The 24,707-nt window shown below is 54.6% G+C and carries 27 protein-coding genes; 23 read left to right on the top strand and 4 right to left on the bottom strand.

The window, feature by feature from the left end; genetic code table 11:
• Positions 1–324 precede the first annotated feature (324 nt).
• Positions 325–1,002: an AzlC family ABC transporter permease gene (locus ACY692_RS03050; protein WP_462323861.1), complete on the top strand. Its 678-nt coding sequence runs from the start codon at positions 325–327 to the stop codon at positions 1,000–1,002.
• Positions 999–1,313, top strand: a complete 315-nt coding sequence (locus ACY692_RS03045) for an AzlD domain-containing protein (protein WP_462323860.1) — start codon at positions 999–1,001, stop codon at positions 1,311–1,313. The genes ACY692_RS03050 and ACY692_RS03045 overlap by 4 nt, the downstream gene beginning before the upstream one ends.
• Before the next feature lie 110 nt (positions 1,314–1,423).
• Here the strand turns inward: ACY692_RS03045 and ACY692_RS03040 are convergent, their stop codons facing one another.
• Positions 1,424–1,624 carry an FmdB family zinc ribbon protein gene (locus ACY692_RS03040; protein ID WP_462323859.1) on the bottom strand — a complete coding sequence of 67 codons (201 nt, stop codon included), beginning with the start codon at positions 1,622–1,624 and terminating at the stop codon, positions 1,424–1,426.
• 254 nt (positions 1,625–1,878) lie between these two features.
• Here ACY692_RS03040 and ACY692_RS03035 point away from each other — a divergent pair, with 254 nt between their 5' ends.
• The 9 genes from ACY692_RS03035 (at position 1,879) to cmk (ending at position 9,926) form a co-directional block, all read left to right on the top strand.
• A complete protein-coding gene (locus ACY692_RS03035; RefSeq protein WP_462323858.1) occupies positions 1,879–2,322 on the top strand; it encodes a universal stress protein in 444 nt (147 codons plus the stop codon).
• Positions 2,323–2,574: 252 nt separating this feature from the next.
• Positions 2,575–3,618, top strand: coding sequence for a type IV pilus assembly protein PilM (gene pilM / locus ACY692_RS03030; protein WP_462323857.1), 1,044 nt, complete (start codon positions 2,575–2,577; stop codon positions 3,616–3,618).
• Positions 3,615–4,187, top strand: coding sequence for a PilN domain-containing protein (locus ACY692_RS03025; RefSeq protein ID WP_462323856.1), 573 nt, complete (start codon positions 3,615–3,617; stop codon positions 4,185–4,187). Before pilM ends, ACY692_RS03025 begins: the two co-directional genes overlap by 4 nt.
• Positions 4,180–4,812, top strand: a complete 633-nt coding sequence (locus ACY692_RS03020; protein ID WP_462323855.1) for a type IV pilus inner membrane component PilO — start codon at positions 4,180–4,182, stop codon at positions 4,810–4,812. Before ACY692_RS03025 ends, ACY692_RS03020 begins: the two co-directional genes overlap by 8 nt.
• A gap of 70 nt (positions 4,813–4,882) precedes the next feature.
• Positions 4,883–5,431: a pilus assembly protein PilP gene (locus ACY692_RS03015; protein WP_462323854.1), complete on the top strand. Its 549-nt coding sequence runs from the start codon at positions 4,883–4,885 to the stop codon at positions 5,429–5,431.
• Positions 5,424–7,583, top strand: a complete 2,160-nt coding sequence (locus ACY692_RS03010) for a type IV pilus secretin PilQ (protein ID WP_462323853.1) — start codon at positions 5,424–5,426, stop codon at positions 7,581–7,583. Before ACY692_RS03015 ends, ACY692_RS03010 begins: the two co-directional genes overlap by 8 nt.
• Before the next feature lie 89 nt (positions 7,584–7,672).
• Positions 7,673–7,954 carry a hypothetical protein gene (locus ACY692_RS03005; RefSeq protein WP_462323852.1) on the top strand — a complete coding sequence of 94 codons (282 nt, stop codon included), beginning with the start codon at positions 7,673–7,675 and terminating at the stop codon, positions 7,952–7,954.
• A gap of 186 nt (positions 7,955–8,140) precedes the next feature.
• Positions 8,141–9,244 (top strand): histidinol-phosphate transaminase, encoded by a 1,104-nt coding sequence (gene hisC / locus ACY692_RS03000; protein WP_462323851.1) that lies wholly within the window; start codon positions 8,141–8,143, stop codon positions 9,242–9,244.
• Complete coding sequence (gene cmk, locus ACY692_RS02995) at positions 9,234–9,926, top strand: (d)CMP kinase (protein WP_462323850.1); 693 nt, start codon at positions 9,234–9,236, stop codon at positions 9,924–9,926. The genes hisC and cmk overlap by 11 nt, the downstream gene beginning before the upstream one ends.
• A gap of 236 nt (positions 9,927–10,162) precedes the next feature.
• Here cmk and ACY692_RS02990 read toward each other — a convergent pair whose 3' ends face one another.
• From ACY692_RS02990 to ACY692_RS02980, 3 genes are all read right to left on the bottom strand, one after another.
• Positions 10,163–10,663, bottom strand: a complete 501-nt coding sequence (locus tag ACY692_RS02990) for a hypothetical protein (protein ID WP_462323849.1) — start codon at positions 10,661–10,663, stop codon at positions 10,163–10,165.
• Entirely contained in the window at positions 10,654–11,484 is an 831-nt protein-coding gene (locus tag ACY692_RS02985; protein WP_462323848.1) for a phosphodiester glycosidase family protein, read from the bottom strand. The genes ACY692_RS02990 and ACY692_RS02985 overlap by 10 nt, the downstream gene beginning before the upstream one ends.
• 71 nt (positions 11,485–11,555) lie before the next feature.
• On the bottom strand, positions 11,556–12,158 hold the full coding sequence (locus ACY692_RS02980; RefSeq protein WP_462323847.1) for a class IV adenylate cyclase: 603 nt from the start codon (positions 12,156–12,158) through the stop codon (positions 11,556–11,558).
• 188 nt (positions 12,159–12,346) lie between these two features.
• Between ACY692_RS02980 and ACY692_RS02975 the strand changes: the two genes are divergently transcribed.
• From ACY692_RS02975 to guaA, 12 genes are all read left to right on the top strand, one after another.
• Positions 12,347–12,511 (top strand): hypothetical protein, encoded by a 165-nt coding sequence (locus ACY692_RS02975; protein WP_462323846.1) that lies wholly within the window; start codon positions 12,347–12,349, stop codon positions 12,509–12,511.
• A gap of 133 nt (positions 12,512–12,644) precedes the next feature.
• Positions 12,645–13,454: a transporter substrate-binding domain-containing protein gene (locus tag ACY692_RS02970; RefSeq protein WP_462323867.1), complete on the top strand. Its 810-nt coding sequence runs from the start codon at positions 12,645–12,647 to the stop codon at positions 13,452–13,454.
• A 119-nt stretch (positions 13,455–13,573) separates the two neighbouring features.
• Entirely contained in the window at positions 13,574–14,578 is a 1,005-nt protein-coding gene (locus ACY692_RS02965; protein ID WP_462323845.1) for an amino acid ABC transporter permease, read from the top strand.
• 3 nt (positions 14,579–14,581) lie between these two features.
• A complete protein-coding gene (locus ACY692_RS02960; protein ID WP_462323844.1) occupies positions 14,582–15,313 on the top strand; it encodes an amino acid ABC transporter ATP-binding protein in 732 nt (243 codons plus the stop codon).
• A gap of 101 nt (positions 15,314–15,414) precedes the next feature.
• Entirely contained in the window at positions 15,415–15,918 is a 504-nt protein-coding gene (locus ACY692_RS02955; protein WP_462323843.1) for a hypothetical protein, read from the top strand.
• 257 nt (positions 15,919–16,175) lie between these two features.
• Positions 16,176–17,300, top strand: coding sequence for a branched-chain amino acid ABC transporter substrate-binding protein (locus tag ACY692_RS02950; RefSeq protein ID WP_462323842.1), 1,125 nt, complete (start codon positions 16,176–16,178; stop codon positions 17,298–17,300).
• A 139-nt stretch (positions 17,301–17,439) separates the two neighbouring features.
• A complete protein-coding gene (locus ACY692_RS02945) occupies positions 17,440–18,342 on the top strand; it encodes a branched-chain amino acid ABC transporter permease (RefSeq protein ID WP_462323841.1) in 903 nt (300 codons plus the stop codon).
• A 34-nt stretch (positions 18,343–18,376) separates the two neighbouring features.
• Complete coding sequence (locus tag ACY692_RS02940; protein WP_462323840.1) at positions 18,377–19,570, top strand: ABC transporter permease subunit; 1,194 nt, start codon at positions 18,377–18,379, stop codon at positions 19,568–19,570.
• A 184-nt stretch (positions 19,571–19,754) separates the two neighbouring features.
• Positions 19,755–20,555 (top strand): ABC transporter ATP-binding protein, encoded by an 801-nt coding sequence (locus tag ACY692_RS02935; protein WP_462323839.1) that lies wholly within the window; start codon positions 19,755–19,757, stop codon positions 20,553–20,555.
• Positions 20,548–21,255, top strand: coding sequence for an ABC transporter ATP-binding protein (locus ACY692_RS02930; RefSeq protein ID WP_462323838.1), 708 nt, complete (start codon positions 20,548–20,550; stop codon positions 21,253–21,255). Before ACY692_RS02935 ends, ACY692_RS02930 begins: the two co-directional genes overlap by 8 nt.
• Positions 21,256–21,376: 121 nt before the next feature.
• A complete protein-coding gene (gene guaB / locus ACY692_RS02925) occupies positions 21,377–22,840 on the top strand; it encodes an IMP dehydrogenase (RefSeq protein ID WP_462323837.1) in 1,464 nt (487 codons plus the stop codon).
• Between the two features lie 262 nt (positions 22,841–23,102).
• Positions 23,103–24,650 carry a glutamine-hydrolyzing GMP synthase gene (guaA, locus tag ACY692_RS02920; RefSeq protein ID WP_462323836.1) on the top strand — a complete coding sequence of 516 codons (1,548 nt, stop codon included), beginning with the start codon at positions 23,103–23,105 and terminating at the stop codon, positions 24,648–24,650.
• Positions 24,651–24,707: the final 57 nt, after the last annotated feature.

The raw sequence follows: 24,707 nt of genomic DNA, 5'->3' as shown, positions 1-24,707 counted from the left end.
GTCCTGGTTGATGTGGATGGATGTGATTGTCAGATTTTTACCCCGAACGAACCGTAGGGGCCGTTTTCCCTTGCTGTCCCTTCCCGGCTGCACCCGCCGTTATGTATGTCGTTAGGGGTTGAGTTGTAAGGACGGACCGGTGTCTCTGGGAATGTTGTTATGGTTGGTGTTTTCGTGACCTGTGTCTGTATTGCAAGCAGAGTAACTTCTTTATCAACAGTCAGCAACAGGTAGTCGATACAAGCGGATACGCCCGGTGGTTGTGCCGGGGTAGAGGGAGGAACGGATCGTGGAACAAACCATGGATGCCAATGGGAAGAAATTATGCGTATCTTGATCAGCGCGTTCAAACAGACAGCACCCATTGTCATGGGATATATACCCGTGGGGTTTGCCTACGGGGTTCTGGCCCAAAAGGTGGGACTCTCCCCGCTGAACACCCTGCTCATGTCCATCATGGTCTTTGCGGGATCGGCCCAGCTCATCGCCGTGGGACTCATGGCCGCAGGCATGCCGCCCCTTTCGGTCATCACGACCACCTTTGTGGTCAATCTGCGCCATCTGCTCATGTCTGCGGCCTTGTCTCCCTATCTCAAGAGCTGGAAAAAATGGGAGCTGGCCGTGTTCTCCTTTGAGCTCACGGATGAGACCTTTGCCCTGCACTCCACTCGGTACGCACAGGGTGAGCAGCTCAAGAGCGAGACTCTTTGCATCAATGTGATCGCTCAGCTTTCCTGGGTTGTGGGAACCTGGCTGGGCATGGTGGCCAGTACCCTCATTACCGACGTGGAGCCCATCGGACTCGATTACGCTCTCCCCGCCATGTTCATCGCCTTGCTCGTGGCTCAGATCAAGGAGCGTATGCATGTACTCGTGGCCCTGGTAGCGGGCATCCTGTCCGTGGGGTTTGCCATGGGCGGGCTCGATCGATCCAATGTCATCCTGGCGACCGTTGTTGCCGCAACTCTTGGATTGGGGGTGGAACGATGGATCAGAAAATGATCTTTATGACCATTTGCGGGATGCTCGCCGTGACCTATATCCCGAGGATGTTTCCCGTGGTGGTCCTGGCATCGAGAAACATGCCTTTGGCACTCATCCGCTGGCTCGGTTTCATCCCCACGGCCGTGCTCTCGGCTCTGCTCGTGCCCGGCTTGTTTTTGGAGGAAGGCAGCCTTGATTTCGGTAAGGACAATATTTTTTTATGGGTCGCTCTGCCCACATTTCTGGTGGCCTGGAAGACCAAAAGTTTCTTCGGGGCCATCTTCACCGGGATGGGGCTTGTGGCCGTGGCCAGGTGGCTAGGAATGTGACACGGTCGATTGACCGGACTGAAAAAGGACGCGTGCGTGGGGTGCAGGCGTCCTTTTTTTGTGAATAATAGTCATTGGTCCGCCCCGCACGGGGGCGTGGTCTATCCTGCTCAGGAAAAACCGCCCGAGCCGCCGCAGGAACGTGCCGGAGACAAGGATGTTCCCTTGCGGGCAATGACCGTGGCGGAGACCATTTTTTTGACATCCTTTGAACCGCATTTTGGGCAGATGATGGTTTTGGGGGAGGCCGGAGAGGTGATTTCCTCAAATGTCTCACCACATGCGTTGCAGGAAAATTCAAAGAGAGGCATGGGTAACTCCTTGGAAATAAGATGTTAAATTATTTGGTGGTGCATGGATGGTGGTGTTTCTTCCACTTTACCCCATTGTATAATCAGGTACGTAAGGTTGTCCATGGCAAGGCCATCTCTGGTAAATTTTGCTTGTTTGGAGATGTTTTTTAGGCTACGCGTGAATAAAAATGGGTAATCGGTTGAAACCTGTATGCTTTTCATCCAGCATTCCTCTAGATCCGGTTCTGCTTTTCTACAAACAAGGAGGTAGTATGGCTCAGATCAAAACAATCCTTTGTGCGGTCGATTTTTCCGAACACAGCGCCGAAGTGGCCGATTATTCCCAGACACTGGCCAAATCCCTCGGGGCCATGGTCAAGGTCCTTTATGTGGCGCCATCATTAACCCAATACGTTGGTTTCCATGTGCCACCGACGTCCATTGAGAGTTTTGTCGGCGAGATCGTTTCCGGAGCGGAAAAAACCATGGACGCCTTCCTGGAGGAGCGCTTTTTCGACTGCCGGGCAGAGGGTGCCGTTGTCACGGGATACGCCGCTGAGGAAATCCTGGATTATACCAAGGAAAACCAGGTTGATATGATCGTCATGGGCACCCATGGGCGCAAGGGCATCGACAGGATTCTTTTTGGGTCGGTTGCCGAAAAGGTCGTTCAAACCTCTTCGGTCCCGGTTTTGACAATCAGGCCTTCAGCCTAGTAGAGAGATGTCATACAAATATGGTGGATTGGATGAGATCCGTACCTTACCCGTGAAAGTCTGCCATAAAAAAACAAGAAAATTCTACAACCGATTGAACGTAAAACGTAAAACTGCCGGCTTGGCCGCACCAGAGTATGTGTTGATGCCAATCCGTTGCGTATCGGTCCGATGGCCAAAGCCAGGGATCCCGGGTGTATCAAACATGCCCGGGATCCGTTTATGCAAATGTAACAACCGGATGGAACGGTCTTGATCCCTTTCCTGCAAAAAAAGACCACGTCTTGTGGCCTTGATCTGGGTACTTCCTGGGTCAAGATGGTCTGTCTCCGTAAGAACAAGCAAGGGTTCGCGCTGGAGCGTATAGGGCATATGACCCTCCCGGCCCATAGCCGGGGGGATGCCAAGGGGTTGGGGGCCGCGGTCAAAACATTGCATTCTTCCGCGGCCGTCAGGGATCGGGTCGTTGTTTCTTCCCTGCGGGGACATGAGGTTATTGTCAAATATCTCCAACTCCCCCTGGTCAAGGATATGCGCGGGGCCGTTGAAAAAGAGGCCAAAGAGCAGATCCCTTTTGACCTGAATGATCTTTATCTCGATTTTCAGGCCGTTACATCGGGTGAAAAAAAGGCGAAAAGGGCAGAGGTCATGGTTGTGGCCACCAAGAAGAAGGTGGTCAACGATCTTGAGGCGGCCATTGGAGAAGGGGGGCTTTCCCTGGCTGTGGTCGATGTCGATGCCTTTGCTCTGAGCAATTGTTTCGGATTCAATTACCCCGAATACTCCGAACCCACCTATTTGTTAGACATAGGAGGAGCCCAGAGTATTCTCGGTGTGTATGAGCCGGGACATCCCTTTTATTTTCGGGAAATAGATTTTGGAGGACAGCAGATTACCCGGGTCATTGCTCGGTACCTCGACATCCCCATGAGCGAGGCCGAAGCGGTCAAGTTCAAGGGGGCGACGAGCCTTCCTCCCGACCAAAGTACGGATATCCAATCATCCATCCAGGAGGCATGCCGTAATTGGTGTAGGGAAATCAAACGGATGGAACACTTCTACCAGACATCCACCTCTATTTCGAGTATACCCAAACAGCTTTTTGTCTCGGGCGGAGCAAGCCTGTTGCCGGGAGTGCCGGAATTGCTTGGAGAGGGGCTGGGTATCACAGTCAGCTATCTCAACCCCTGGCGCAAGATCGAGGTGGATACCAACCAGTTCGATAGCCGCTATACCGAGGCCCTCGGACCCCAGTTCGTCGTGTCCACCGGATTGGCTTTGCGGGGTGGGGCATGATCACTATCAACCTTCTGCCCCAGAAGCGGCGGGCTAAAATTTCCAGGATCCACCTGGAGCTTTTCTGGTCAGGGACGTTTCTCGTCTGTCTTCTTGTGGGCATGGGCATTGGGTATTATTTCATACATTCCCATGTCGATTCCCTGCAGGCGACCAAGAAACAGCGTCAGTCCGTAAAAAGCAGACTCCTCGTACAGGCGGGCAGGGTCAATACGCTCAAGAAGGAGTTAAAGGAGCTGGAGGTAAAGATCTCCGCCATACGGGTGATCCGGATCCATCAGGGGTTGCCGGTCAGGTATGTGGACGAGATCGTTTCGCGTATGCCCAAAGAGAAGATATGGCTCGAGGCCTTCAGTCTCAATGGGCAGGGGAAAATGGAAATGAAGGGAGTGGCTTTGGATAACCAGGCTTTTGCCTCCTATGCCGACGGGCTCCGCCAATCGCCCTTCATCGCCCGGGTAACTACACGCCGGACCAAGCTGCGTACGGTCCAGGGTCTCGGTCTTATAGAATTCCAGTGTGCCGTATCGGGTCGGTCTCCCGGATCTGGGGAGGGGAACGATGAATAGATCCGCGTTGACCCAAAAGCTCGAGCAATTGACGGTCCTGCAAAAGATACTCATCCTGGCAGGACTGGTCATTCTTTTGGGGGGCGGCTATTGGTATTTTTTTCTCAGTCCCCAACTCGAGACCGTTGTCAAACTCCATAAGGATATCGGTAAGATAAATACCCAGATCGATAAGTACAGGGCTATTTCTCTACAATTGCCAAAACTCCGGAAGGAGGTCGGGGCCAAGAAGACCGAATTCCTTTTTGCCCAGACCCTGCTTCCCAAGGATGCCCAGGCCCTCGAGCGTTTGCTGGCCTCTTTTGAGATGCTCGCCCAGGAGATCGGGGTTGGGTTCATGGCCTTCACGCCAGGAAAGGAAACCGTTGGTGATCTTTATGCCTCACGCAGCGTGGGGTTGCGCATCCAAGGGACCTTCCATGATCTGATGCGTTTTTTCGACAAGCTTTCCCGCCTGGATAGACTTGTCCAGTTACAATCACTCCGTCTACAACCCACGGGTAAACAGGTCGGGAGTAGCTCGGCCCTTCTCTCCGCGGATAGCCGGCTGGTGGTGTTCAGGGCGTTGACACAGAAGGAGATGCGGGCAAAGGAAGCCACAAAGGGAAAAAAAGGCAAAAAGTGACGGACGGGTTGGGCTGGAATATATACATGCCGTGCTTTGCAAGGACATTCTACAGGGGCATAGGGAAGTCATGACCAAGACCAGATATCTGGGAAGTATGGTATGTTCGATAATGGCCATGTTATTCCTCACGTATGGATTGCCGGTGACTGGATATGCCGCGTCTACCGGACAGGATCCGGGATCCGGCGATGACCAATCGGCATCCAAGCCGGACTGGATGCTTCCCCCATCGTACCGCTACGATCCCAGCAGCACATCCGACCCCTTTGTCCCGTTCATCCGCAAGGAAGAACCAATCACCCTCAAGCCGGAAAAGCGGGAGCCCGGTCAACCACTGACCCCCTTGCAAAAGATCGAGGTCACCCAGCTCAAGGCTATTGGCATACTGTGGTATCCCGAGGGAACCAAGGAGACACTGGCCATGGTCCAACTTCCTGACGGCAAGGGGTTTGTTCTCCACAAGGGCATGCGGATCGGCAGGCATAACGGGATTGTCGACGAGATTACCCCGGAAGCGATTATCGTCAAGGAACGCGGGGTGGATATCCTTGGCAGAAAAAAGACCAGGGATGTACTCATTAAGCTCCATACTCAAAAAGGGGATCGCAATGATTGATAAACGGCGGAAGGGCTGGATAGTTTCCCTCTATGTTCTGCTTTTCGCTGTTGGCGCGGCGATGATGGGCTGTGGCAGTGTGCAGAACAAGCATGGGGTCTCCAGGAATGTTCGTCCCCAACAAACACCTCCCGAACAGACTGATCCCGGGGTACCGGCAGTGCCCCCGGTCCGGGCCGATGCATGGACCGATGGTGGTAAGACCTATATCCGCATCCCCGTTTCCTCTGGTACGGAGGCCGTCCCTTCATTGGATGGTACCCTGTTTTCTCTTTCTTTTTCCCCTCCCGTGCCCCAACTCTTGGACCCGGATGGACAACTGGGGGTTGTTCGAGAATGGGACGGACACAGGGACCAAACGGGAAACATAGACCGGGTGGATATGGAGCTCGACAAGCGGGTCCAATTTCTCATTTCCCGTCCCTCGCCAGAATCGCTGCTGGTCACGCTGGTCCCCAGGAAGATCCAGACCGCCCCTGCTGTTCAGGCCCTGACGGACGGGAATATCCAAGGGATCGATTTTGCCAGGAACAGGGCGGGCAATCTGTTCATCACTCTGGATGTTGCTCCCGGGGTACGTTTTGTCCCCCAAGATGGGAAACCCGGTAGCATGGTCTTTTTTCTTGCCAACGGGAAACTCCCCGCTCGTTTGGCTCGACTTTACCGCCTCGGGAAGTTTTCCACGGTCATTGATTCGGTTCTGTTCCGTAATGTGGACGATGGGGTCATGATGACAATGCTCACCGCCGAACGGGTGCCCTTCCAATTGGATACCGGCAAGAACCGGATGGCCCTGCAGTTCTTGACCCGGGAAATAGACCGTACAAAAAGGGATGAGGAGCTAAAATTGGCCGCCCGGCCCGAAGCCGCTCCCACGCAAAAAAAGGAAATGGCCGAGGAAGAATCCGGCTTGCTGGAGATGAATACGCTGTTTCCAGGCATGAAAAAGGAATATTCAGGGCAGAAGATCTCCATCAATCTTCAGGACGCCGATGTGGAACTCGTGCTCCGGCTCATTGCCCAGGTCAGTGGGCACAATTTGATTATCGATGATAACGTCAAGGGAACGATCTCCTTGAAACTCCAGGATATTCCTTGGGACCAGGCCCTGGATCTCGTCCTGCTCCAGAAGGGGCTCGGGATGGTCGTCAAGGGCAATATCATGCGTATAGCCACGACCAAACAATTGGAGGACGAACGGAATCAGTTGCGCCGCGCCAGGGAAGCGGCCCTGCAGGCCCGGGAGAGTTTGACGAATCTTGAACCCCTACAGACGAGGTACTTGCAGATCAACTACAGCACGGCCGCGGAGATAGAGCCAAAAATCCGTGAATTTCTTTCTTCCCGGGGCAAGATATCCCAGGACGCCAGGACGAATATGCTCATCATCCGCGATGCAGGTTCCCAGTTGGACAAGATCGGAGCGGTGATTGAAAAGTTGGACCGGCCGGAACGGCAGGTCCTTATCGAGGCCAGGATCGTCTATGCCACGGATAATTTCCAGCGCAGCCTGGGTATCAACTGGTCGGGAGCCTACAACCACAACGATCCGACTTCCAGGTACAGCCGTTCCTTCAATGTGAGCGGGGTTGCCTTGCCCGCGAGTGTCGGGGGAATGGATGCCGGTGTGGAATTTGCCAAAATGGCCGGTCTGGATCTGTTCACCCTGGACGCCAAACTCAGGCTGGGAGAACTCAAGAATGATGCCAAGACCATTTCTTCCCCCAGAGTGGTCACCCTGAACAACAACCGGGCCGAAATCAAGCAGGGGACAAAAATAGCCACCCAGGCGGAATCCGAAAGCGGCGGAACGACCACGGAGTACAAGGACGCTATTCTTTCTCTGTCCGTCCAGCCCCAGATAACCCCGGACGATAAGCTCATCCTTGATCTGGACATCAGTGACGACGCTCCTGTCGGGAGTGGGGCAAATACGGATATTTCAACCCGTTCCACCAAGACCAAGATGATCGTCAGCGACAACGAGACCATCGTTATCGGTGGGGTACAAAAATCCACCGAGAGCAAGGCCGAGGACCGTATACCCGGCTTGGCGTCCATTCCGGGCATGGGCTGGTTGTTCAAGAACCGGAGTAACCAGACCCAAAAGGAAGAGTTGTTGATTTTTATCCGTCCCAAAATTCTCAAATGACGGCGATGATCAAAGGACGCGGCATCCGCTCCCCTTAGAAGGACCATGTGCGGGGGGATTTCTATACACTGCAGACCGAGCATTGATCCATGCAACTCAAATGTAACGCACTCAAAGATTTTTCCTCCATCTGGAAAGAGGATTTTCTGGGCCAAAAGGGCTTTTTGCTCCCCGGACCCAAGTCCTACATCATGGGGGAAACCCTGCAGGTGGATGTACTTGTCAAGGGAGAACAATGGGGGAGTGTCGAGGTCATTCCCGTCTGGCACAATCTTTACGGGGTGGAATCGGATCTCGTACCCCGGGGGATTTTTCTGCGTATCGTCAAGAGCGACCAAACATTCGAGCGGAAACTCGCCGGATTGAGCTAGCCGGCAAGCGTATCTGTCTCCCGTGTCCACCCATATCCGTCATTCCGGATATGGGTTTCCTTGTTCTGCGTCTGGAACATACTTTGCTTTTGACGCATTTTTCCATCGTGCAGCAGCATGCGGAGGGAAGACGTCCACGGGGGATGTCCTGCACCAAACCAATGTCAAACGAGGAACCAACGAAAAATGAGTAAAAACGTCATCCGTTCCGATATCAGGGATTTTGAACCCTATGTGGCAGGCCGGTCCATTGAAGAAATCAAGAAACTCTACAAATTGACCTCGGTCATCAAAATGGCCAGTAACGAGAACCCGTTGGGGGTATCCCCGGTTGTTCAGGAGGTCATCAGTAAACATGCCGATCTGGTTTTCAGATACGCGCAGGCCGGTAACCCGGTCCTCCGTGCGGCCCTTGCGGAGTATTTGGGGGTCCCTGTTGGATGCATCGTCTGCGGGAACGGTTCCGACGAGATCATCGATCTGCTTATCCGCGTCGTGGTGCGTCCCGGAAAGGACAATGTCGTCGCCTTTGATCCCTGTTTCAGCATGTACAAGGTGCAATCGAAACTATGTGGGGCCGGATTCAGGCAGGTCCCCCTGCACCACGATTTTTCCTTCCCCTGGGATGGGATGCTCAGGATCATGGACGAGAAGACAAGACTCGTCTTTGTGACCAATCCGGACAATCCTTCCGGATACGCGGTCCCGGCACCGGAGATCCTGGATTTTGCCAAACGCATGCCGAAAGACAGTCTCTTGGTGGTTGATGAGGCGTACATCGATTTTGCGGATCCCCTGTCAACCTACTCCATGCTCCCGTCATTCGATCCGGGTGGAAAGATCATTCTTTTGCGGACCTTTTCCAAGCTGTTCGGTCTCGCCGGACTCCGCCTCGGTTATGGGGTCCTGCCCAGGGACGTGGCGGATTATCTCATGCGTACCCGCCCCCCCTTTAGCGTGAATATCCTGGCCGAAAAGGCGGGAATAGCCGCAGTGGGGGACCGGCCGTTCATCGATGCGACCCGGTCTACCGTTTGTAAGGGCAAGGCCGAGCTGACCAAGGGGATGGAAACATGCGGATGTACGGTGTACCCCTCACAGGCCAATTTTCTTCTTGTCAAACCGCCCATGGACCCGAGCGTATTATGCGACGCACTGCTCAAACAGGGGATCATTGTTCGGCCCCTTGGGAGTTATGGCCTGGATGATTGTTTCCGGGTTTCTGTGGGCAATGCCGAAGAGAATCGGATTTTTCTTCAGGCTCTCGAGGAGGTCATCCATGGACATTGAAACACCGGGCCAGGTGTTCGTGGTCACCCTCGACGGACCGGCCGGTGTGGGCAAGACCACCCAGGCACGTGGTGTGGCCGAGCAACTCGGTGTCGCCTATCTGGACACTGGGGCCATGTACCGCAGCGTAGCCTGGATCCTTGGCCATGGATCGTGGGACTGGGCGGATGAAACATTGGCCCAAGGGTTGGCCGGGATGCGTTTTTCCATCGAGGGTGCGGGCGCGGCGACCACCCTCTTTGTCAATGACAATAGGGTCGGCCGGGAGATCCGGACGGAAGCCGTGGGACTGTGGGCCTCCCATGTGGCCCAACTGCCTCTGGTCCGCAACCGTCTGACCGAGGTACAGCGATTCCTGGGCCAGAGCGTCTCTTTGGTGGCCGAAGGCCGGGACATGGGCACGGTGGTTTTCCCGAGCGCCCGGTTCAAGTTTTTTCTGGACGCTTCTCCCGAGGTTAGGGCCAAACGGCGGTGGCTCCAGCTTCAGGATGCGGGAATGACCGAGGATCTTGAGGAATTGACCCGGCGAATGCGCATCCGGGACGAGCAGGATAGAAACCGGGCCATAGCCCCCCTTAGACCTGCGGATGACGCGGTGATCATAGATACGGGGGTTCTTGGTCCCGAAGGGGTTCTCGAACGGATCATTCGGCATATTGACCAAAAGAGACCGCATGGATGACAGGTGGACGGGAAGGGGATGCACACGTCATCCCGGACGAGATCCGGGATCTCAAAGACGTTGGCTATGGCCTGACCCTGTTGCCGCTCTCGTGCCGCCCAAGACCCCGGCCCTCGCCGGAATGGCGGTGGAAGCTGATACCTGTGTATCAATACAAGCAAAAGAGGAAAGCCCGTGTTCCTTGTGGACCACCACAAAGAACACGGGCTTTTTGTATGACGAAAGACGGTCCGTGATTATCGATCGTCCGTTTTTTCCTCGACCAGGGGTTTGTGGCGGCTCAAATCGTACAACCCCCTGATGGGAAAGGGGAGGGGATAATTGGGAATCTTGTCCAATTGTATGGTGCCGATGGTCTTGCCCTGGGCGAAGGAGGAAAGGGGGGCCAGCCCTTGTGGAATGGGGAATCCGAGTGGGGCCGCAGTGATTTTTGTCAATCTGGATTCGTACCGTTCGGAAAGATAGGTGATGACCTGATCCCGTTCTTTCTCGGTAAAGGCCTCAAGAAGAACCTTTTTGCTCCCCTGTGGATCGATCGCCCCACCGTCTTTGCGTTCTATGGATCCACCTAGAAGATTTTTCCAGTCATACGTATCCATTTCATCATCGGACCATGCCGAGCGATAAAGGTGGACCTCCACATCGCGCCGTCCCTTGAACGAACGGATGACCATGGAGAGAACATATCCCCGGTCCACAGGAAGGGGCTGGTTCGGCTCGATCATATCTATCTGCATGGTGGATCTCCTGTATTGTTTGTCGTAGGGGGGGCTTTCAGCGGATCGGGCACGATCCCGATGACGTTGGGAATGGGCCATAGCCTCTGGTTGATGGTTCCTATGAGGGGGTTTTGGTATTGTCCCATCCAAGAACGTTGTGCCCCTGAGAGGTTGAGGTGCATGGCCGCCTCCGGGCCGCCTTCAACATACATAGCGTTGAACAGGCCGACGGGCAAGTCGAGTATGGCCTCGTTGAACGTGTGTACGGAGATAGGCGTTTGGCAATGCATGAAAAGCACCTTGCCATCCATGTCCATACCCACGGCCGCTATGCTGTGTACTTTGTCATTCTCCGGCCAGAGATTTTTTTGTTCGGCGCTGACCAGACGGAAATTTTGCACGACCGTGTCGTATTTGCGGATCAGGACCCGCCAATCCTGCAGGGCGCGGTCGACAATCTGGATCGTGGGCAGGGCCGGGTCTTTGGGATCGAAGACCAAAAAGGCACCGAAGCGTGGATTGATGTACCCGTTGTTCACCAGCCCACGGGTTTTCATGTAGCCGGTACTCTGTCGGCGGTCTTCCCGGTACATGCTTGCGTTGATCGCCAGGACCAACCCCTTTTCCTCACACCACTTTTTCAGTGTGGCGATTTTTTGGTGCGATGTGCCCTGGGTGATCAACCTGAAGCTGAAATATTCAGGATCGATCCGTATAAAAGAAACCGACCCGTCTTCCGGAATGGATGGGGGGAGGGCGAACGTCTGCTCCTCGATTCCGGGAAGGATCGTTTCCCATGCGTAAATCGGTGGGGCGGATAGGAGGATGACGAGGGCCAATGCTGCCCAACAGACCGGTCCAAGAGTCCAAACAAACAGCGGTTTTTTTCTCGGTGTGCAACGTTGGGGAATCATTGTGCCTCGATGCCGAGCCGGCGCATGTGGAGGGTCCGTTCTTGGGGCGAAAAACAGAAGGAGTGCCTGGGTGCGCATCCCCGCTGTTTGAGGTGGTCCTGGTAAAGCTGGTGGTAGCTGGCACCAACGGCCAGACAAGGATCCAAACCAAGGAGGGATGCAACCCGGCGGATATCTTCCGGCGGCCCTTCTATCTCGGCGAATGTCCCGAAACAGAGGATGTCCAGACAGACCTTGCAGCCCTTGACCAACCATTTGGAACGGAATTTTTCATAGGCAAGGGTCTGGCAGAATCCCAGGCCGTCCAGAATCTGTACGATGACCGCAGCGTCGCTGATCCGGCATTCAAGTTCTTCGAGCTGTTTGATCCCTTCGGTGTGGACCAGATCGGCCAGAGGACGTTTCAGTGTCAGTTTGGCCGTGTTGGCCTGCCTGACCCTGAGCAGTATGCCAGCGTTGCGTAGGGTGGCTTGGGCAGTATCAAGGACCCTGTTCCGTTCGAAATACCACGGCGCAACGTGACACCCCAGGCCGTTCAGGCGTCCGGTCAGTCCGGGAAGATCGTTGATCAGGAATTTGGATTCGGATTCGATGCTCATGGGGATTTATTCAACGTTCTTGGATAATGTGCCTTTTTCGTAGACCGATTAACAATCGGTTGCAAGTCTGCAAAACTGGGGGCTCGGCGGGGCGGCGGCCCCGTCTTTGGTGCGGCCCCGTTCATTCTTTCCTCCTTGTCTTTTGCCCTGACTGAGTATAAAAAACCCTTTTTTTTAGTGAGGAAAATATGGAAATTTTCAAAAATAGATACAGAAGAGAGGCTGTTGAGGTCGTTTGTCCCATTTGTAAACACTCCCAGATCGTCTATCTTCCGGAGGAGGAGATGCCCCGGTGTCCCCGGTGTAAGAAAAAGATGATCGTCAAGGAAGTGCTTACCGAAGGAAAGTATTGAGACCTGAGGGGTACTCTTTGGCACGGTGACCACCCGGTGGCACCGTGCCACATAAGCTGATGGCAATAGTTGTACGCGGGTGTCCGCGGTCAATGGTCATAAACATAACTGTTCCCTCAATCAATGGAGGAAGATCGTAATGTGGAAAAGAATTTCATGGCTTGTACTCGGTGTTTGCTTGTTTGTCGTCCCCGTGTCCGCCTTGGCCCAGACTTCGGCCCTGGATGCGATCCAGAAGAGTGGACAGCTACGGGTGGGTTTTGATTCGGGATACATCCCATTTGAAATGACGTCCAAAAAGGGCCGGTTCATCGGTTTTGACATAGATCTCGCCAAGGCCATGGCCAAGGCCATGAAGGTCAAGTTCGTCCCCGTGAACACCGATTTCGACGGGATCATCCCCGCGCTGCTGACCAATAAATTCGATATTATCATCAGCGGGATGACCGCCACCCAGGAGCGGAATCTCCAGATCAATTTTGCCGATCCCTATTTTTACGCCGGCCAGGCCGTGCTCATGAATAGCAAATATGCCGGTACGATCACTTCGTACAGGCAATTCAATGATCCCAAGTACAAGGTAGTGTCCAAACTCGGGACCACCGGTGAGATGGCGGTCAAACGACTACTCCCCAAGGCCGAGTACAAAAGTTTCGAGAAAGAGGCCGATGCCGCTCTCGAGGTCATGAACGGCAATGCCGACGCCTATGTCTATGATTATCCGGTTCTTAAGCAGATCATGCACAAGCAGGGTTCTAACAATATCGTCATGCTTGAGGAGCGTTTCACCTACGAGCCTCTCGCCTTTGGCATCAAACGCGGTGATCCCGATTTTTTGAACTGGCTGAACAATTTTATGCGCCAGGTCAGAAACGATGGGACCTATGACCGGATTTTCAAAAGATGGTTTGAAAGCAAGGCGTGGTATAAACAGGTCCAGTAACCCCGGAGTGGTTTCTCTCCGTTGGGCGTACCATGGATCCGGGGATGGGGCGTTCGTGCCCCATCCCTGCATCTGTTTGAGAGTGAAAACACAATCCCCATGATGATCAGGTGGTATCAATGACGGCATTTTCCGGACTCGATCGTCCCCATGGTCGGGCGTACCGTTATGGCTGGACGGGCGTTTTTCTCGTTCTACTCGTGGCAGGATGCTGGCTTTTGTATCTTGCCTCGGAATCCGTGGACTACACGTGGCGCTGGTACAGGGTGCCGCAGTATTTTTATTTTACCGAAACGATCGATGTCCGTTCTGGAATCGAGGGAGAAGTTTCCTCGATCACCCAAAAGGGCAACGACCTGACCATTGACGTCCAGGGCACCGATGGTTTCCAGGCCTACAGTCTTCCGGGGGGGGAATCCCTGATGTACGAGGGGGACTTCGTGGCCATAGGGGATGTACTCGGAACGTACCAGAAGGGGAGTCCCGGTATCTTGCTTACGGGGCTGTGGATGACCCTGAAGGTCAGTTTTCTCGCCATCATTTTGGGTATTGTTGTCGGGTTGTTGACCGGCCTTGCCCGGATCTCGGAAAACCCCGCCCTGCGTTGGTCGGCCATCACCTACATTGAATTGATCCGTGGGTCTCCGCTCCTGGTCCAGATCTTTCTTTGGTATTTTGTCATGGGGACCCTGATAAACACCCTGCTCGCTCAGCACGGGATTCCCCAGATCCCTTCCCTCTGGTTCGGGGTCCTCTCTCTGGCACTTTTTGCCGGCGCCTATATCGCAGAAATCGTCCGGGCCGGCATACAATCGGTCCACCATGGCCAGATGGAGGCCGCCCGTTCGTTGGGGATGGACTATGTCCAGGCCATGCGCAAGGTTATCCTGCCCCAGGCCTTCAAGAGGATCCTTCCACCCCTGGCCGGTCAGTTCATCAGTTTGATCAAGGATTCCTCCCTCTTGGGGGTCATTGCCATCAGGGAGTTGACCAAGGCGACCAGAGAGACGGTCTCCACGTCGCTCCAGCCCTTTGAGCTGTGGATCGTGTGTGCGATCTTGTATCTCATCTTGACCTTCACTCTGTCCATGTTTGTCCAATATCTCGAGCGTAAGGCGGTGTAAGATATGATCCATATCAAGGACTTGAACAAGTATTTCTACATTCCCCAGGAGATCCACGCTTTGCGGGATGTGGGCGCACACATCCACGAGGGGGAGGTCGTTGTGGTCATAGGCCCCTCGGGCTCGGGCAAGAGCACCTTTTTGCGCTGCCTCAACCGCCTCGAGTATCCTCAGTCAGGGAGTATCCTTGTCGATGGAGTGGATATCCTGGACAATAGGTGCAATATCAATCAGATCCGGGCCGAGGTAGGTATGGTCTTCCAATCCTTTAATCTTTTTCCGCACAGGACCGTTCTGGACAATCTGACCATGGCCCAGATCACGGTACGCAAGCGGAGCCGCAATCGGGCCGAGGAAAAGGCCATGGAACTCCTGGAAAAGGTCGGTATCGCGGAGAAATCCGATACCAAGCCGGACCAATTGTCAGGAGGACAGCAGCAGCGAGTGGCCATCGCCCGTTCCCTGTGCATGGACCCCAAGGTCATGCTTTTTGATGAACCCACGTCAGCCCTTGACCCTGAGATGGTCGGGGAGGTTCTGGACGTGATGAAGGCCTTGGCCAAGTCCGGAATGACCATGGTCGTGGTCACCCACGAGATGGGATTCGCCCGTGAGGTGGCCGACAGGGTTATTTTTATGGACGAGGGCAGTATCGTGGAGGAGGGGACCCCGGAGCATTTTTTCTCGGCCCCTGAAAACGACCGCGCCAAGGATTTTTTGCGGCAAATACTCTAATCCTAAGGGAACAGCCCATATGCGTTGAGCCGTTGTACAATCTGCCCGACCGTCCCGTTTTTTAGGGGAGGGTCGGGTTTTTTGCAAAGAGGGAGGCAGCCATGAAAAGCAGGATCCATGAACGTCTGGCAAAGTCCATTGAGGCCAAGAACCACGAAGCCAGGCACCTGGCCCTTGCCGAAATAAAAGAGCTGAAAAAGGATCTCCAGGAGATCGAAAAGGTACTCACCGGCAAAAAAAAGCGTTCGGATATAGCCCTGATGGACATTCCGTGCGGTGCCTTCGAGGTTTACAAAAACGCGGCCCAGATTTTCCAGAACCTGGACATGCTCGATGCCCTCCAGCAGGGACGCGAAGAAGCCAAGGTCATTGACTATCTTGATCGCCGGGGAGCCCGTTTGCTCAAAAAGCCGGAGGGCTGGCACTGGTTTTCCCCACAGGGCGAGATGGTTTTCCTGGCGGATGCCGACGAACCCCTGGCCGCGGGCGAAAAGCTCAAGTCCATTGTGGCAAGAAAACCAAAACAGGCAGGCGGGACGACCAAAAGCAAGACGCCTCGGCAGTCAGGGGGCGGTCCAAAGTCCGGGAGCGCAAAGACATCCTGAATGGGGGGACGGACAGATTGTCCGGAGCTTGTGCATAAAAGAACGATGTTTGTTCTTCCTCGATCTTGATCTATGCACGTATATCTTTTTATCCATGGAAAGTGTATCTAAAGTTTGACGTTTTTGTATATTTCAGGGTAGGAGCATCACCGTAAGAGTGCAATCAGGAGGTAGGACAAAACAAGGCCGATCTGCGAGAAGGATTCGTGGATCCATTACCTGGACCTATATTCAGAGATGTGTAGGAGGGAGAAGAAATGAAACGATTGGCTACGATGTTGCTGTGCTCGGCATTATTCGTTCTCGGTGCCGGGCAGATAGGGTTTGCCCAGGAGGAGGTCATCAGACTTGGTGTGGCGGGTGCCCATAGTGGCGACCTGGCTTCCTATGGCCTGCCAAGTCTCAATGCCGCCAAACTGGTGGCCAAGAAGTACAACGCCAAGGGTGGGGTGCTCGGCAAGAAGGTCGTGGTCATCGCCCAGGACGACCAGTGCAAGCCCGAGTTCGCCACCAATGCCGCGACCAAGCTGATTACCGACGGCGTCGATGTCGTTATGGGACATATCTGCAGTGGGGCGACCAAGGCCGCACTGGGTATCTACAACGATGCCAAGATCGTTGCCATGTCGCCTTCCGCAACAAATCCGCCCCTGACCCAGAGTGGCGACTATCCCAATTTTTTTAGAACCATAGCCTCGGACGACAACCAGGCCCGCGTGGAAACCGACTATGTCCTGAACGTTCTCGGTGCCAAGAAGATCGCCATCATCCATGACAAGGGCGACTACGGCAAGGGGTTCGCCACCTTTGTCAAACAGTTTATCGAGGAGAGCGGCAGGGCCGAGGTGGTCCTTTTCGAGGGGGTCACCCCCGGTGCGGTCGACTATTCCGCCGTTGTCCAGAAAATGAGACGCTCCCGTCCCGACGCCGTTGTTTTTGGCGGGTACCATCCAGAGGCTTCCAAGATCGTCTCCACTATGCGTAAAAAGCGGATCAAGAGCCCCTTTCTTTCCGAGGACGGGGTCAAGGACGAGACCTTCATCAAGGTGGCCGGCAAATATGCCGAGGGTGTCTATGCCACGGGTAACAAGGACGTCTCCAACAATCCCTTGTACAAGGAGGCCGTCGACGAGCATAAGGCCGAGTTCGGGTCGGATCCTGGAGCCTTTTTTCCCCAGGCCTATGCCGCATGCGTGGCATTGCTGAACGCCATCGAAACGGCCGGCTCCACGGACTACGGGGCCATCAAGAAGGCCCTGCAGACCTCATATGTCGAGACCCCTATTGGAAGGATCAAGTTCGACCAGCGCGGGGACGCGGAAGGGGTCGGCTTTTCAGTGTACCAGGTCAAAGACGGCACGTTTGTCGAGGTGACCAAGTAACATCTGAACATTCGTAGGTGCAAACCAATACGGGACGAACCGGGTTCGTCCCGTATTTTGGCATTCATACCACAGAGATCGCACACGGAAGAGATGTTTTTTCCGTATACGACTCCCCAAGACAACACGACCGGTACTTATGGACTATTTTTGGGCACTCTTTTTCGGTGGGCTTACCAGGGGGAGCATCTACGCCCTGATAGCTCTGGGCTATACCATGGTCTACGGCATTATAGAGCTGATCAATTTCGCCCATGGCGAAATATATATGATTGGCGCCTTTACCGGGCTCATTGTGGCCGGTGTCCTTGCCATGGCCGGATTCAGCGGACCGTCACTCCTTGTCTTGGCCGTTCTCGTTGCTGCCTTTTATGCGGCGGCCTATGGGTTCACCATCGAGAAGATCGCCTATAAGCCACTCCGCGGTGCAACCCGGTTGGCTCCCCTGATCAGTGCCATCGGGATGTCCATTTTCCTACAGAACTATGTCCTTTTGGCCCAGACTTCCGACTTTTTGCCCTTCCCGAGCCTGATACCCGAATTCGCCTTTATGGAACCCTATATCTGGTATCTGGGATCCTCGGATCTGGTAATCATCCTGACAACCATCGTGGTCATGATCGGTCTGACCTTCTTGATCAAATTCACCAAGATCGGCAAGGCGATGCGTGCCACGGCCCAGAACAAGAAAATGGCTATGCTTACGGGCGTGAACGTGGACCGGGTCATCTCCATGACCTTTATTATCGGCTCGGGGCTCGCCGCTACCGGCGGTGTCCTCATTGCCACACATATCGGTCAGATCAACTTCTACATAGGGTTCATCGCCGGGATCAAGGCGTTCACCGCAGCGGTTCTCGGAGGGATCGGCAGCATTCCCGGTGCCGTTTTGGGCAGTCTGGTGCTCGGGTGGACGGAAAGTTTCGCTACCGGGTATATCTCCAGTGACTACGAGGACGTGTTCGCCTTCTGTCTCTTGGTACTGATCCTGATCTTTAGACCGGCCGGTATTCTCGGGCGATCCACAACCCAGAAAGTCTGATGCGGCCTCACCGTCAAATCCTGAAGGAAGAAGTATGTCCGGTTTGAAAAAATCTCTGCTTGCAGCACTTTGGTTCATGTTCCTGACCTTTCCCCTCATGGTCATTCGGGTGGATACGATTGAGAAGACCATCCAGTGGCGTTGGATCAATCTGCTCTATGTCGGCATCGGGGGATTTGTCCTCTCGTTTGCCTGGCGGTTCATGATGGCCCGCAAAGAGTCCGGTGAGGCTTCCGCTGCCGATGGGCAGGGCAAGGAAACCTGGACCCGGCGTATTCTCACCGATCCGAAGATCTTCCGCCCGGCCATGTGCGCCCTGTTTGTTCTTGGAGTGGTCTTTCCCTTTATCGTGGATACCTACCAGACCAACATCATGATTTCGGCCCTCATCTACGTCGTTCTCGGGCTTGGTCTGAACATCGTCGTCGGTCTGGCCGGACTCCTGGACCTCGGGTACGTGGCCTTTTATGCGGTTGGGGCCTATTCCTACGCATTGCTCAACTACCATTTCGGTCTTGGTTTTTGGGCCGTACTGCCCCTGGGGGCCTGCTTCGGGGCCCTGTTCGGCATCGTTCTCGGTTTCCCTGTCCTGCGTCTGCGTGGTGACTATCTGGCCATCGTCACCCTCGGTTTTGGGGAAATCATCAGACTTGTCCTTGAGAACTGGAATGCATTTTCCTTTGGGCCCAGCGGGATCGCCAATATTCCCCGGCCCGGATTCTTTGGTGTGGACCTGACTATGCATTCTGCAACCCTGTATATCTATTACATAATGATAGGTATGGCCGTCTTTACCATCTTCGTGGTCAACCGCCTGCAGAATTCCCGTATCGGTCGGGCCTGGCTGGCCCTGCGTGAAGACGAGATCGCGTGCCAGGCCATGGGCATTGATCGGACCAAAACCAAGTTGACCGCTTTTGCCCTGGGTGCAACGTGGGCGGGTATGGTCGGTGTGGTTTTCGCGGCCAAGACCACATTCATCAATCCGGCCAGTTTCACCTTCATGGAATCGGCGATTATCCTTTCCGTTGTTGTTCTCGGCGGCATGGGGTCGATTGTCGGTGTCATGCTGGCCGCACTCATTCTCATTCTGTTGCCCGAATACCTGCGCGCCTTTTCCGAGTACCGGATGCTCATTTTTGGCGCATCCATGGTTCTGATGATGGTGTTCAGACCCCAGGGGCTCATTGCCAATGTGCGCAAGAAATATGCGTACAAACATTCGTGAATTCTTGACTTTTCAGATACACATGGACCCGGTTGGATGGGCTGGCATGCAACTTTATAATTAGGGATGGAAGAATGTAAGAAATTTTAGAAATTGTATACCCGCATCCCCGGGTTTTCGGATCTCTAAAATCTCTAAAATTTCTCAACTCTCTACAATCTCTAAAATTTCTAAATCTACCCGTATGAGCACTCAATCATATCCTTTACTCGACGTAACCGATCTCACCATGGATTTCGGCGGCTTGCGCGCCCTAAACAGCGTGGATCTCGCTGTGGGATCCGGGGAGATCGTCGCCCTGATCGGCCCCAACGGTGCCGGGAAAACCACGTTTTTCAACTGCATCACCGGGATCTATAGCCCCACGCAAGGGGATATCCATGTCTCGCGCAACGGGGTGGACCGTCGGCGTATCAACGGGATGAAACCGAACAAGGTTACAGAACTGGGCATGGCCCGGACCTTCCAAAATATTCGCCTTTTCCCGAACATGACTGTTTTGGAAAATGTCATTGTCGGCCGTCATTGCAGGACCTCTGCGGGAATTCTGGGCGCTGTTCTGCGGAACAAAAAGACCCGCAGGGAGGAGAAGGATACGGTTGACAGGAGTTACGAACTCCTGGAAAAGGTCGGCCTCCAGAAGGTTGCCGATGAGCTGGCTAAGAATCTGCCCTATGGTGCCCAGCGACGGTTGGAGATCGCCCGGGCCATGGCCACAGACCCCTTTTTGCTCCTGCTCGATGAGCCTGCCGCCGGAATGAATCCCCAGGAAACGGCCGCACTCGGAGAATTGGTTCTGCGGATCAGGGATCAGGAACGGATAGCCGTTCTTCTCATCGAGCATGACATGAAAGTGGTCATGAGTCTGTCCGATAGAGTATATGTCGTTGAGTATGGCCAGGGGATTGCCGCCGGTACTCCCAAAGAGGTGAGCAAGGACCCCAACGTGATCAAGGCGTATCTCGGGGAGGAACACGATGCTTAAGATCGAGGGGATCAATACATTTTACGGAAATATCCAGGCCCTCAAAGACGTGAGCATCGATATCGCCGAAGGGGAGATCATCACCCTTATCGGCGCTAACGGTGCCGGCAAGACCACAACCCTCATGTCCGTATGCGGCGTTGTCCCCCCCCGGTCCGGACAGATCCTGTTCAACGGGAGTCCCATACACAAGCTTTCGCCCGACCGCATCGTCCCTCTGGGGATCTGCCAGGTGCCTGAAGGACGTCTCATTTTCCCATACATGACGGTCATGGAAAATCTGGATATGGGGGCGTACCTCCGTAAGGACAAGGTGGGCGTGAAAAAAGATCTCGAGTATGTCTTTGAGCTTTTCCCTATCCTCTCCCAGCGTAAGAACCAGGCAGGCGGGACCCTGAGTGGAGGCGAGCAGCAGATGCTGGCCATTTCCCGGGCCCTGATGGCCCGGCCCAAATTGATGCTTTTGGATGAGCCTTCGTTGGGACTGGCCCCCCTGGTCATCAAACAGATCTTCAACATTGTTGAAAAGATCAATACCGAGAGCAACACCACCGTCTTTCTGGTCGAGCAGAACGCCAATCAGGCCCTCAAGGTCGCCCATCGGGGGTATGTCATGGAGAACGGTGCGATCACCCTGACGGATACCGCCCCTTCCCTGATGAACAATGAAGACGTGAAACGGGCCTATCTCGGACTCTAGACGCGAACCCGCCGTCTATTCTGTTTGTAGAATCCAAACCTCTGGAGGATTTGAATGTTTTTCAGATCCGTTGTCCCAGAGGTTTTTCATAATATGTTCCAAAGCCCACGGAGAATGTGACATGGAAAAGATCGTTGGAAGAGGACTCACCTTTGATGATGTCCTGCTCGTTCCAAATTATTCCGAAGTGCTTCCAGACCAGGTCAACCTGGCCTCCTATCTGACCCCCTCTCTTAAATTGAATATTCCCCTCATCAGCGCGGCCATGGACACTGTCACGGAGTCGCGTATGGCCATCTCCCTCGCCCGTGCCGGCGGGGTCGGCGTTGTCCACAAGAATATGTCCATCGAAGGACAGCGTCTGGAGGTGGAAAAGGTCAAGAAGTCCGAGAGCGGGATGATCGTCGATCCCATTGTCGTTCATCCCGATGACAAGGTCGGGCGGGTTCTCGATCTGATGGCGGAGTACCGTATCTCCGGGCTTCCTGTCGTCAGTGACGGCCAGCTCGTGGGGATTATCACCAACCGGGACGTCCGTTTCGTGACCGACGGGGCCATTAGGGTCAAGGAGGTCATGACCAGCGACAATCTGGTCACCGTCCCGGTCGGTATCACCCAAATAGAGGCCAAGAGACTCTTGCACAAAAACCGGATCGAGAAACTTTTGGTCGTGGATGGGGAGAATAAGCTCAAAGGGCTTTTGACCATCAAGGATATCGAAAAGGTCCGTAAGTATCCCAACGCCTGCAAGGACGACCTCGGGCGTCTGCGGGTCGGTGCCGCCATCGGGGTCGGGAGTGACCGGGACGACAGGGCGGCCGCCCTGATTGAGGCCGGAGTCGATGTTTTGATCCTGGACTCGGCACATGGCCATTCTGCAAATATACTCAAGTCCATAGAGAGCATCAAGACGAAATATCCTGATTGTCAGCTCGTGGGTGGAAATATTGCCACCAGGGACGGGGCCAAGGCGTTGATGGATGCGGGCGTGGATACCGTCAAGGTGGGGATCGGCCCCGGGTCCATTTGCACCACCCGTATGGTCGCTGGTGTGGGGGTGCCACAGATTACAGCTATCATGGATGCCGTTGAGGTCTGCCATGCCAACGGCAAGAGGGTCATTGCCGATGGTGGGATCAAGTTTTCCGGGGATCTGGTCAAGGCTATGGCCGCCGGCGCCGATTCCGTGATGATGGGAAGTTTGCTTGCCGGGACTGACGAAAGCCCGGGAGAGACCATCTTATACCAGGGACGTCGGTACAAGATCTATCGTGGCATGGGATCCATCGACGCCATGCGCGAAGGGAGCAGTGACCGCTATTTCCAGGATAATAAGGAATCGCATAAGCTGGTTCCCGAAGGGATCGTCGGTCGCGTTCCCTACAAAGGGTCGGTGATCGACAATATCGAGCAGATGCTCGGTGGGCTCAGGTCCGGAATGGGGTATCTCGGGGCCCAGACCGTTGCCGATCTCCACAACAAGTCCCGGTTCGTGCGCATTTCACCGGCAGGATTGCGGGAAAGCCATGTCCATGACGTGATCATCACCAAGGAAGCTCCCAATTACAGGACCGAATCATATTGATCTGCAAGCATCCACAGAAAACGGGGCTTTCCATGTAGGTTGTAATTCAGAGATAATCCAAGATATTGGAGGATTCCAGATGGTGAAGAGTTCTTTGCCAGTCGCCTTTACGTTCCTAACGGTCTACAATGTCTTGGATCCAGCATTCTGGTTTTCACAGGGTACCCCCGGGCAGTTCACTGACGTACAGGGCGCACCCTCCTGTGTACTACGTATACCAACAAGACACGGCTCTTTGGCCGCAATCAAAGGACATTAAGGTATGGAACGACCAGATACCGTCATCATACTGGATTTCGGTTCCCAGTACACGCAGCTCATCGCACGCAGGGTCCGTGAGGCCGGGGTATACTCGGAGATCCACCCGTGCACCATGGATCCGGACAAGATCCGTGATCTCGATCCGCAGGCGATCATTCTCTCCGGGGGACCGTCATCCGTGACCGACCCCGGTTCTCCGGGCATAGATCCGGAGATATTCACTTGGGGGATTCCCGTCCTGGGCATATGCTACGGCATGCAGCTCACGGCCAAACTGCTCGGTGGGGAGGTTGCTCCCGCCAAGGACCGGGAGTATGGACGGTCCGAGATTGAATTCTGCGGGGCCTCTCCGTTGTGGGAAAATCTCAATTCCGGAAAGAAACTCAAGGTCTGGATGTCCCATGGGGACAAGGTCCTCTCGCCACCGTCCGGATTTGCCGTCGTCGGAAAGACGGAGACGGTCGACGTGGCGGCCATGGCGGACGAAAAACGGGGTATCTATTGTCTCCAATTCCATCCCGAGGTCATGCATACCGAGCAGGGGGAGACCATCCTGGGGAATTTTCTCTTCCACATTGCCGGGCTCAAGGCCGGATGGTCCATGGCCTCTTTTGTGGACAGCGTCATCCCGGCACTGCGCGCCCAGGTAGGGGACGCCCAGGTGGTCTGCGGGCTGAGCGGAGGGATCGACTCCACGGTTGTAGCCGCCTTGCTCCATCAGGCCATCGGCAAACGCCTCCACTGTATTTTTGTGGACAATGGGTTGCTCCGTAAGAACGAGGCCGAGGAGGTCATTGGTTTCTTGCGCGAGCATTTCGATCTCAACCTGATCCATGTCAAGGCGGCAGATCTTTTCTTGAGTCGGCTCGACGGGGTCAGCGATCCGGAAGAAAAACGTAAGATCATCGGACACACCTTTATCGAGGTTTTCGACAAGGAGGCCAAGGCCCTCCCCGGGGTGTCTTTTCTCGCCCAGGGCACGTTGTACCCCGATGTCATTGAGAGCGAATCTTTCAAGGGCCCCTCGGCGGTCATCAAGAGCCATCACAACGTGGGCGGATTGCCCGAAAAGATGAGCCTCGCCCTGGTCGAACCCCTGCGGGAACTCTTCAAGGACGAGGTCCGCAAGGTCGCCCAGCAGCTTGGCATGCCCGATTCCATTGTCTGGCGGCATCCCTTTCCCGGTCCCGGCCTGGCCATTCGGATCATCGGCGAGATCACCAAAGAGCGGCTCGATATGCTCAAAGAAGCGGACAAGATCGTTACCTCGGAGCTCAAGGCCACCAATTGGTACTACAAGGTCTGGCAGGGGTTTGCCGTGCTGCTCCCCCTGAAGACCGTCGGGGTCATGGGCGATGAACGGACTTACGAGAGTGTGGTCGCCCTCCGCATCGTAGACAGTGTTGATGCCATGACAGCGGATTGGACGAGGGTTCCCTCCGAGGTCCTGGCCCGCATTTCCAACCGGATCATCAATGAGGTCCATGGGGTCAACCGGGTGGTCCTGGACATCTCCTCCAAGCCGCCGAGCACGATCGAATGGGAGTAGAAATCCTCCCAGGAAGGACTGGTTTTTTGACCGGTAATTTTGTACACACCAAAGCCG

The sequence above is a fragment of the Desulfoplanes sp. genome, from assembly GCF_054921335.1.
Note: the sequence above shows the minus strand (reverse complement) of the source record. Positions and strands in the feature narration are given on the sequence as shown.

Bases quoted from the DNA above. Each gene is read 5' to 3' on its own strand.
- ACY692_RS02935 (WP_462323839.1), top strand. From the start codon at position 19,755: ATGAGCACTCAATCATATCCTTTACTCGACGTAACCGATCTCACCATG.
- ACY692_RS02940 (WP_462323840.1), top strand. From the start codon at position 18,377: ATGTCCGGTTTGAAAAAATCTCTGCTTGCAGCACTTTGGTTCATGTTC.
- guaA (WP_462323836.1), top strand. From the start codon at position 23,103: ATGGAACGACCAGATACCGTCATCATACTGGATTTCGGTTCCCAGTAC.
- ACY692_RS03040 (WP_462323859.1), bottom strand. From the start codon at position 1,624: ATGCCTCTCTTTGAATTTTCCTGCAACGCATGTGGTGAGACATTTGAG.
- ACY692_RS03025 (WP_462323856.1), top strand. From the start codon at position 3,615: ATGATCACTATCAACCTTCTGCCCCAGAAGCGGCGGGCTAAAATTTCC.
- ACY692_RS02945 (WP_462323841.1), top strand. From the start codon at position 17,440: ATGGACTATTTTTGGGCACTCTTTTTCGGTGGGCTTACCAGGGGGAGC.
- ACY692_RS02975 (WP_462323846.1), top strand. From the start codon at position 12,347: ATGGAAATTTTCAAAAATAGATACAGAAGAGAGGCTGTTGAGGTCGTT.
- ACY692_RS02955 (WP_462323843.1), top strand. From the start codon at position 15,415: ATGAAAAGCAGGATCCATGAACGTCTGGCAAAGTCCATTGAGGCCAAG.
- ACY692_RS02960 (WP_462323844.1), top strand. From the start codon at position 14,582: ATGATCCATATCAAGGACTTGAACAAGTATTTCTACATTCCCCAGGAG.
- ACY692_RS03020 (WP_462323855.1), top strand. From the start codon at position 4,180: ATGAATAGATCCGCGTTGACCCAAAAGCTCGAGCAATTGACGGTCCTG.
- ACY692_RS03005 (WP_462323852.1), top strand. From the start codon at position 7,673: ATGCAACTCAAATGTAACGCACTCAAAGATTTTTCCTCCATCTGGAAA.
- ACY692_RS03045 (WP_462323860.1), top strand. From the start codon at position 999: ATGATCTTTATGACCATTTGCGGGATGCTCGCCGTGACCTATATCCCG.
- ACY692_RS02950 (WP_462323842.1), top strand. From the start codon at position 16,176: ATGAAACGATTGGCTACGATGTTGCTGTGCTCGGCATTATTCGTTCTC.
- hisC (WP_462323851.1), top strand. From the start codon at position 8,141: ATGAGTAAAAACGTCATCCGTTCCGATATCAGGGATTTTGAACCCTAT.
- cmk (WP_462323850.1), top strand. From the start codon at position 9,234: ATGGACATTGAAACACCGGGCCAGGTGTTCGTGGTCACCCTCGACGGA.
- ACY692_RS03010 (WP_462323853.1), top strand. From the start codon at position 5,424: ATGATTGATAAACGGCGGAAGGGCTGGATAGTTTCCCTCTATGTTCTG.
- ACY692_RS03035 (WP_462323858.1), top strand. From the start codon at position 1,879: ATGGCTCAGATCAAAACAATCCTTTGTGCGGTCGATTTTTCCGAACAC.
- ACY692_RS02980 (WP_462323847.1), bottom strand. From the start codon at position 12,158: ATGAGCATCGAATCCGAATCCAAATTCCTGATCAACGATCTTCCCGGA.
- ACY692_RS02990 (WP_462323849.1), bottom strand. From the start codon at position 10,663: ATGCAGATAGATATGATCGAGCCGAACCAGCCCCTTCCTGTGGACCGG.
- ACY692_RS02930 (WP_462323838.1), top strand. From the start codon at position 20,548: ATGCTTAAGATCGAGGGGATCAATACATTTTACGGAAATATCCAGGCC.
- ACY692_RS03050 (WP_462323861.1), top strand. From the start codon at position 325: ATGCGTATCTTGATCAGCGCGTTCAAACAGACAGCACCCATTGTCATG.
- guaB (WP_462323837.1), top strand. From the start codon at position 21,377: ATGGAAAAGATCGTTGGAAGAGGACTCACCTTTGATGATGTCCTGCTC.
- ACY692_RS02965 (WP_462323845.1), top strand. From the start codon at position 13,574: ATGACGGCATTTTCCGGACTCGATCGTCCCCATGGTCGGGCGTACCGT.
- ACY692_RS03015 (WP_462323854.1), top strand. From the start codon at position 4,883: ATGACCAAGACCAGATATCTGGGAAGTATGGTATGTTCGATAATGGCC.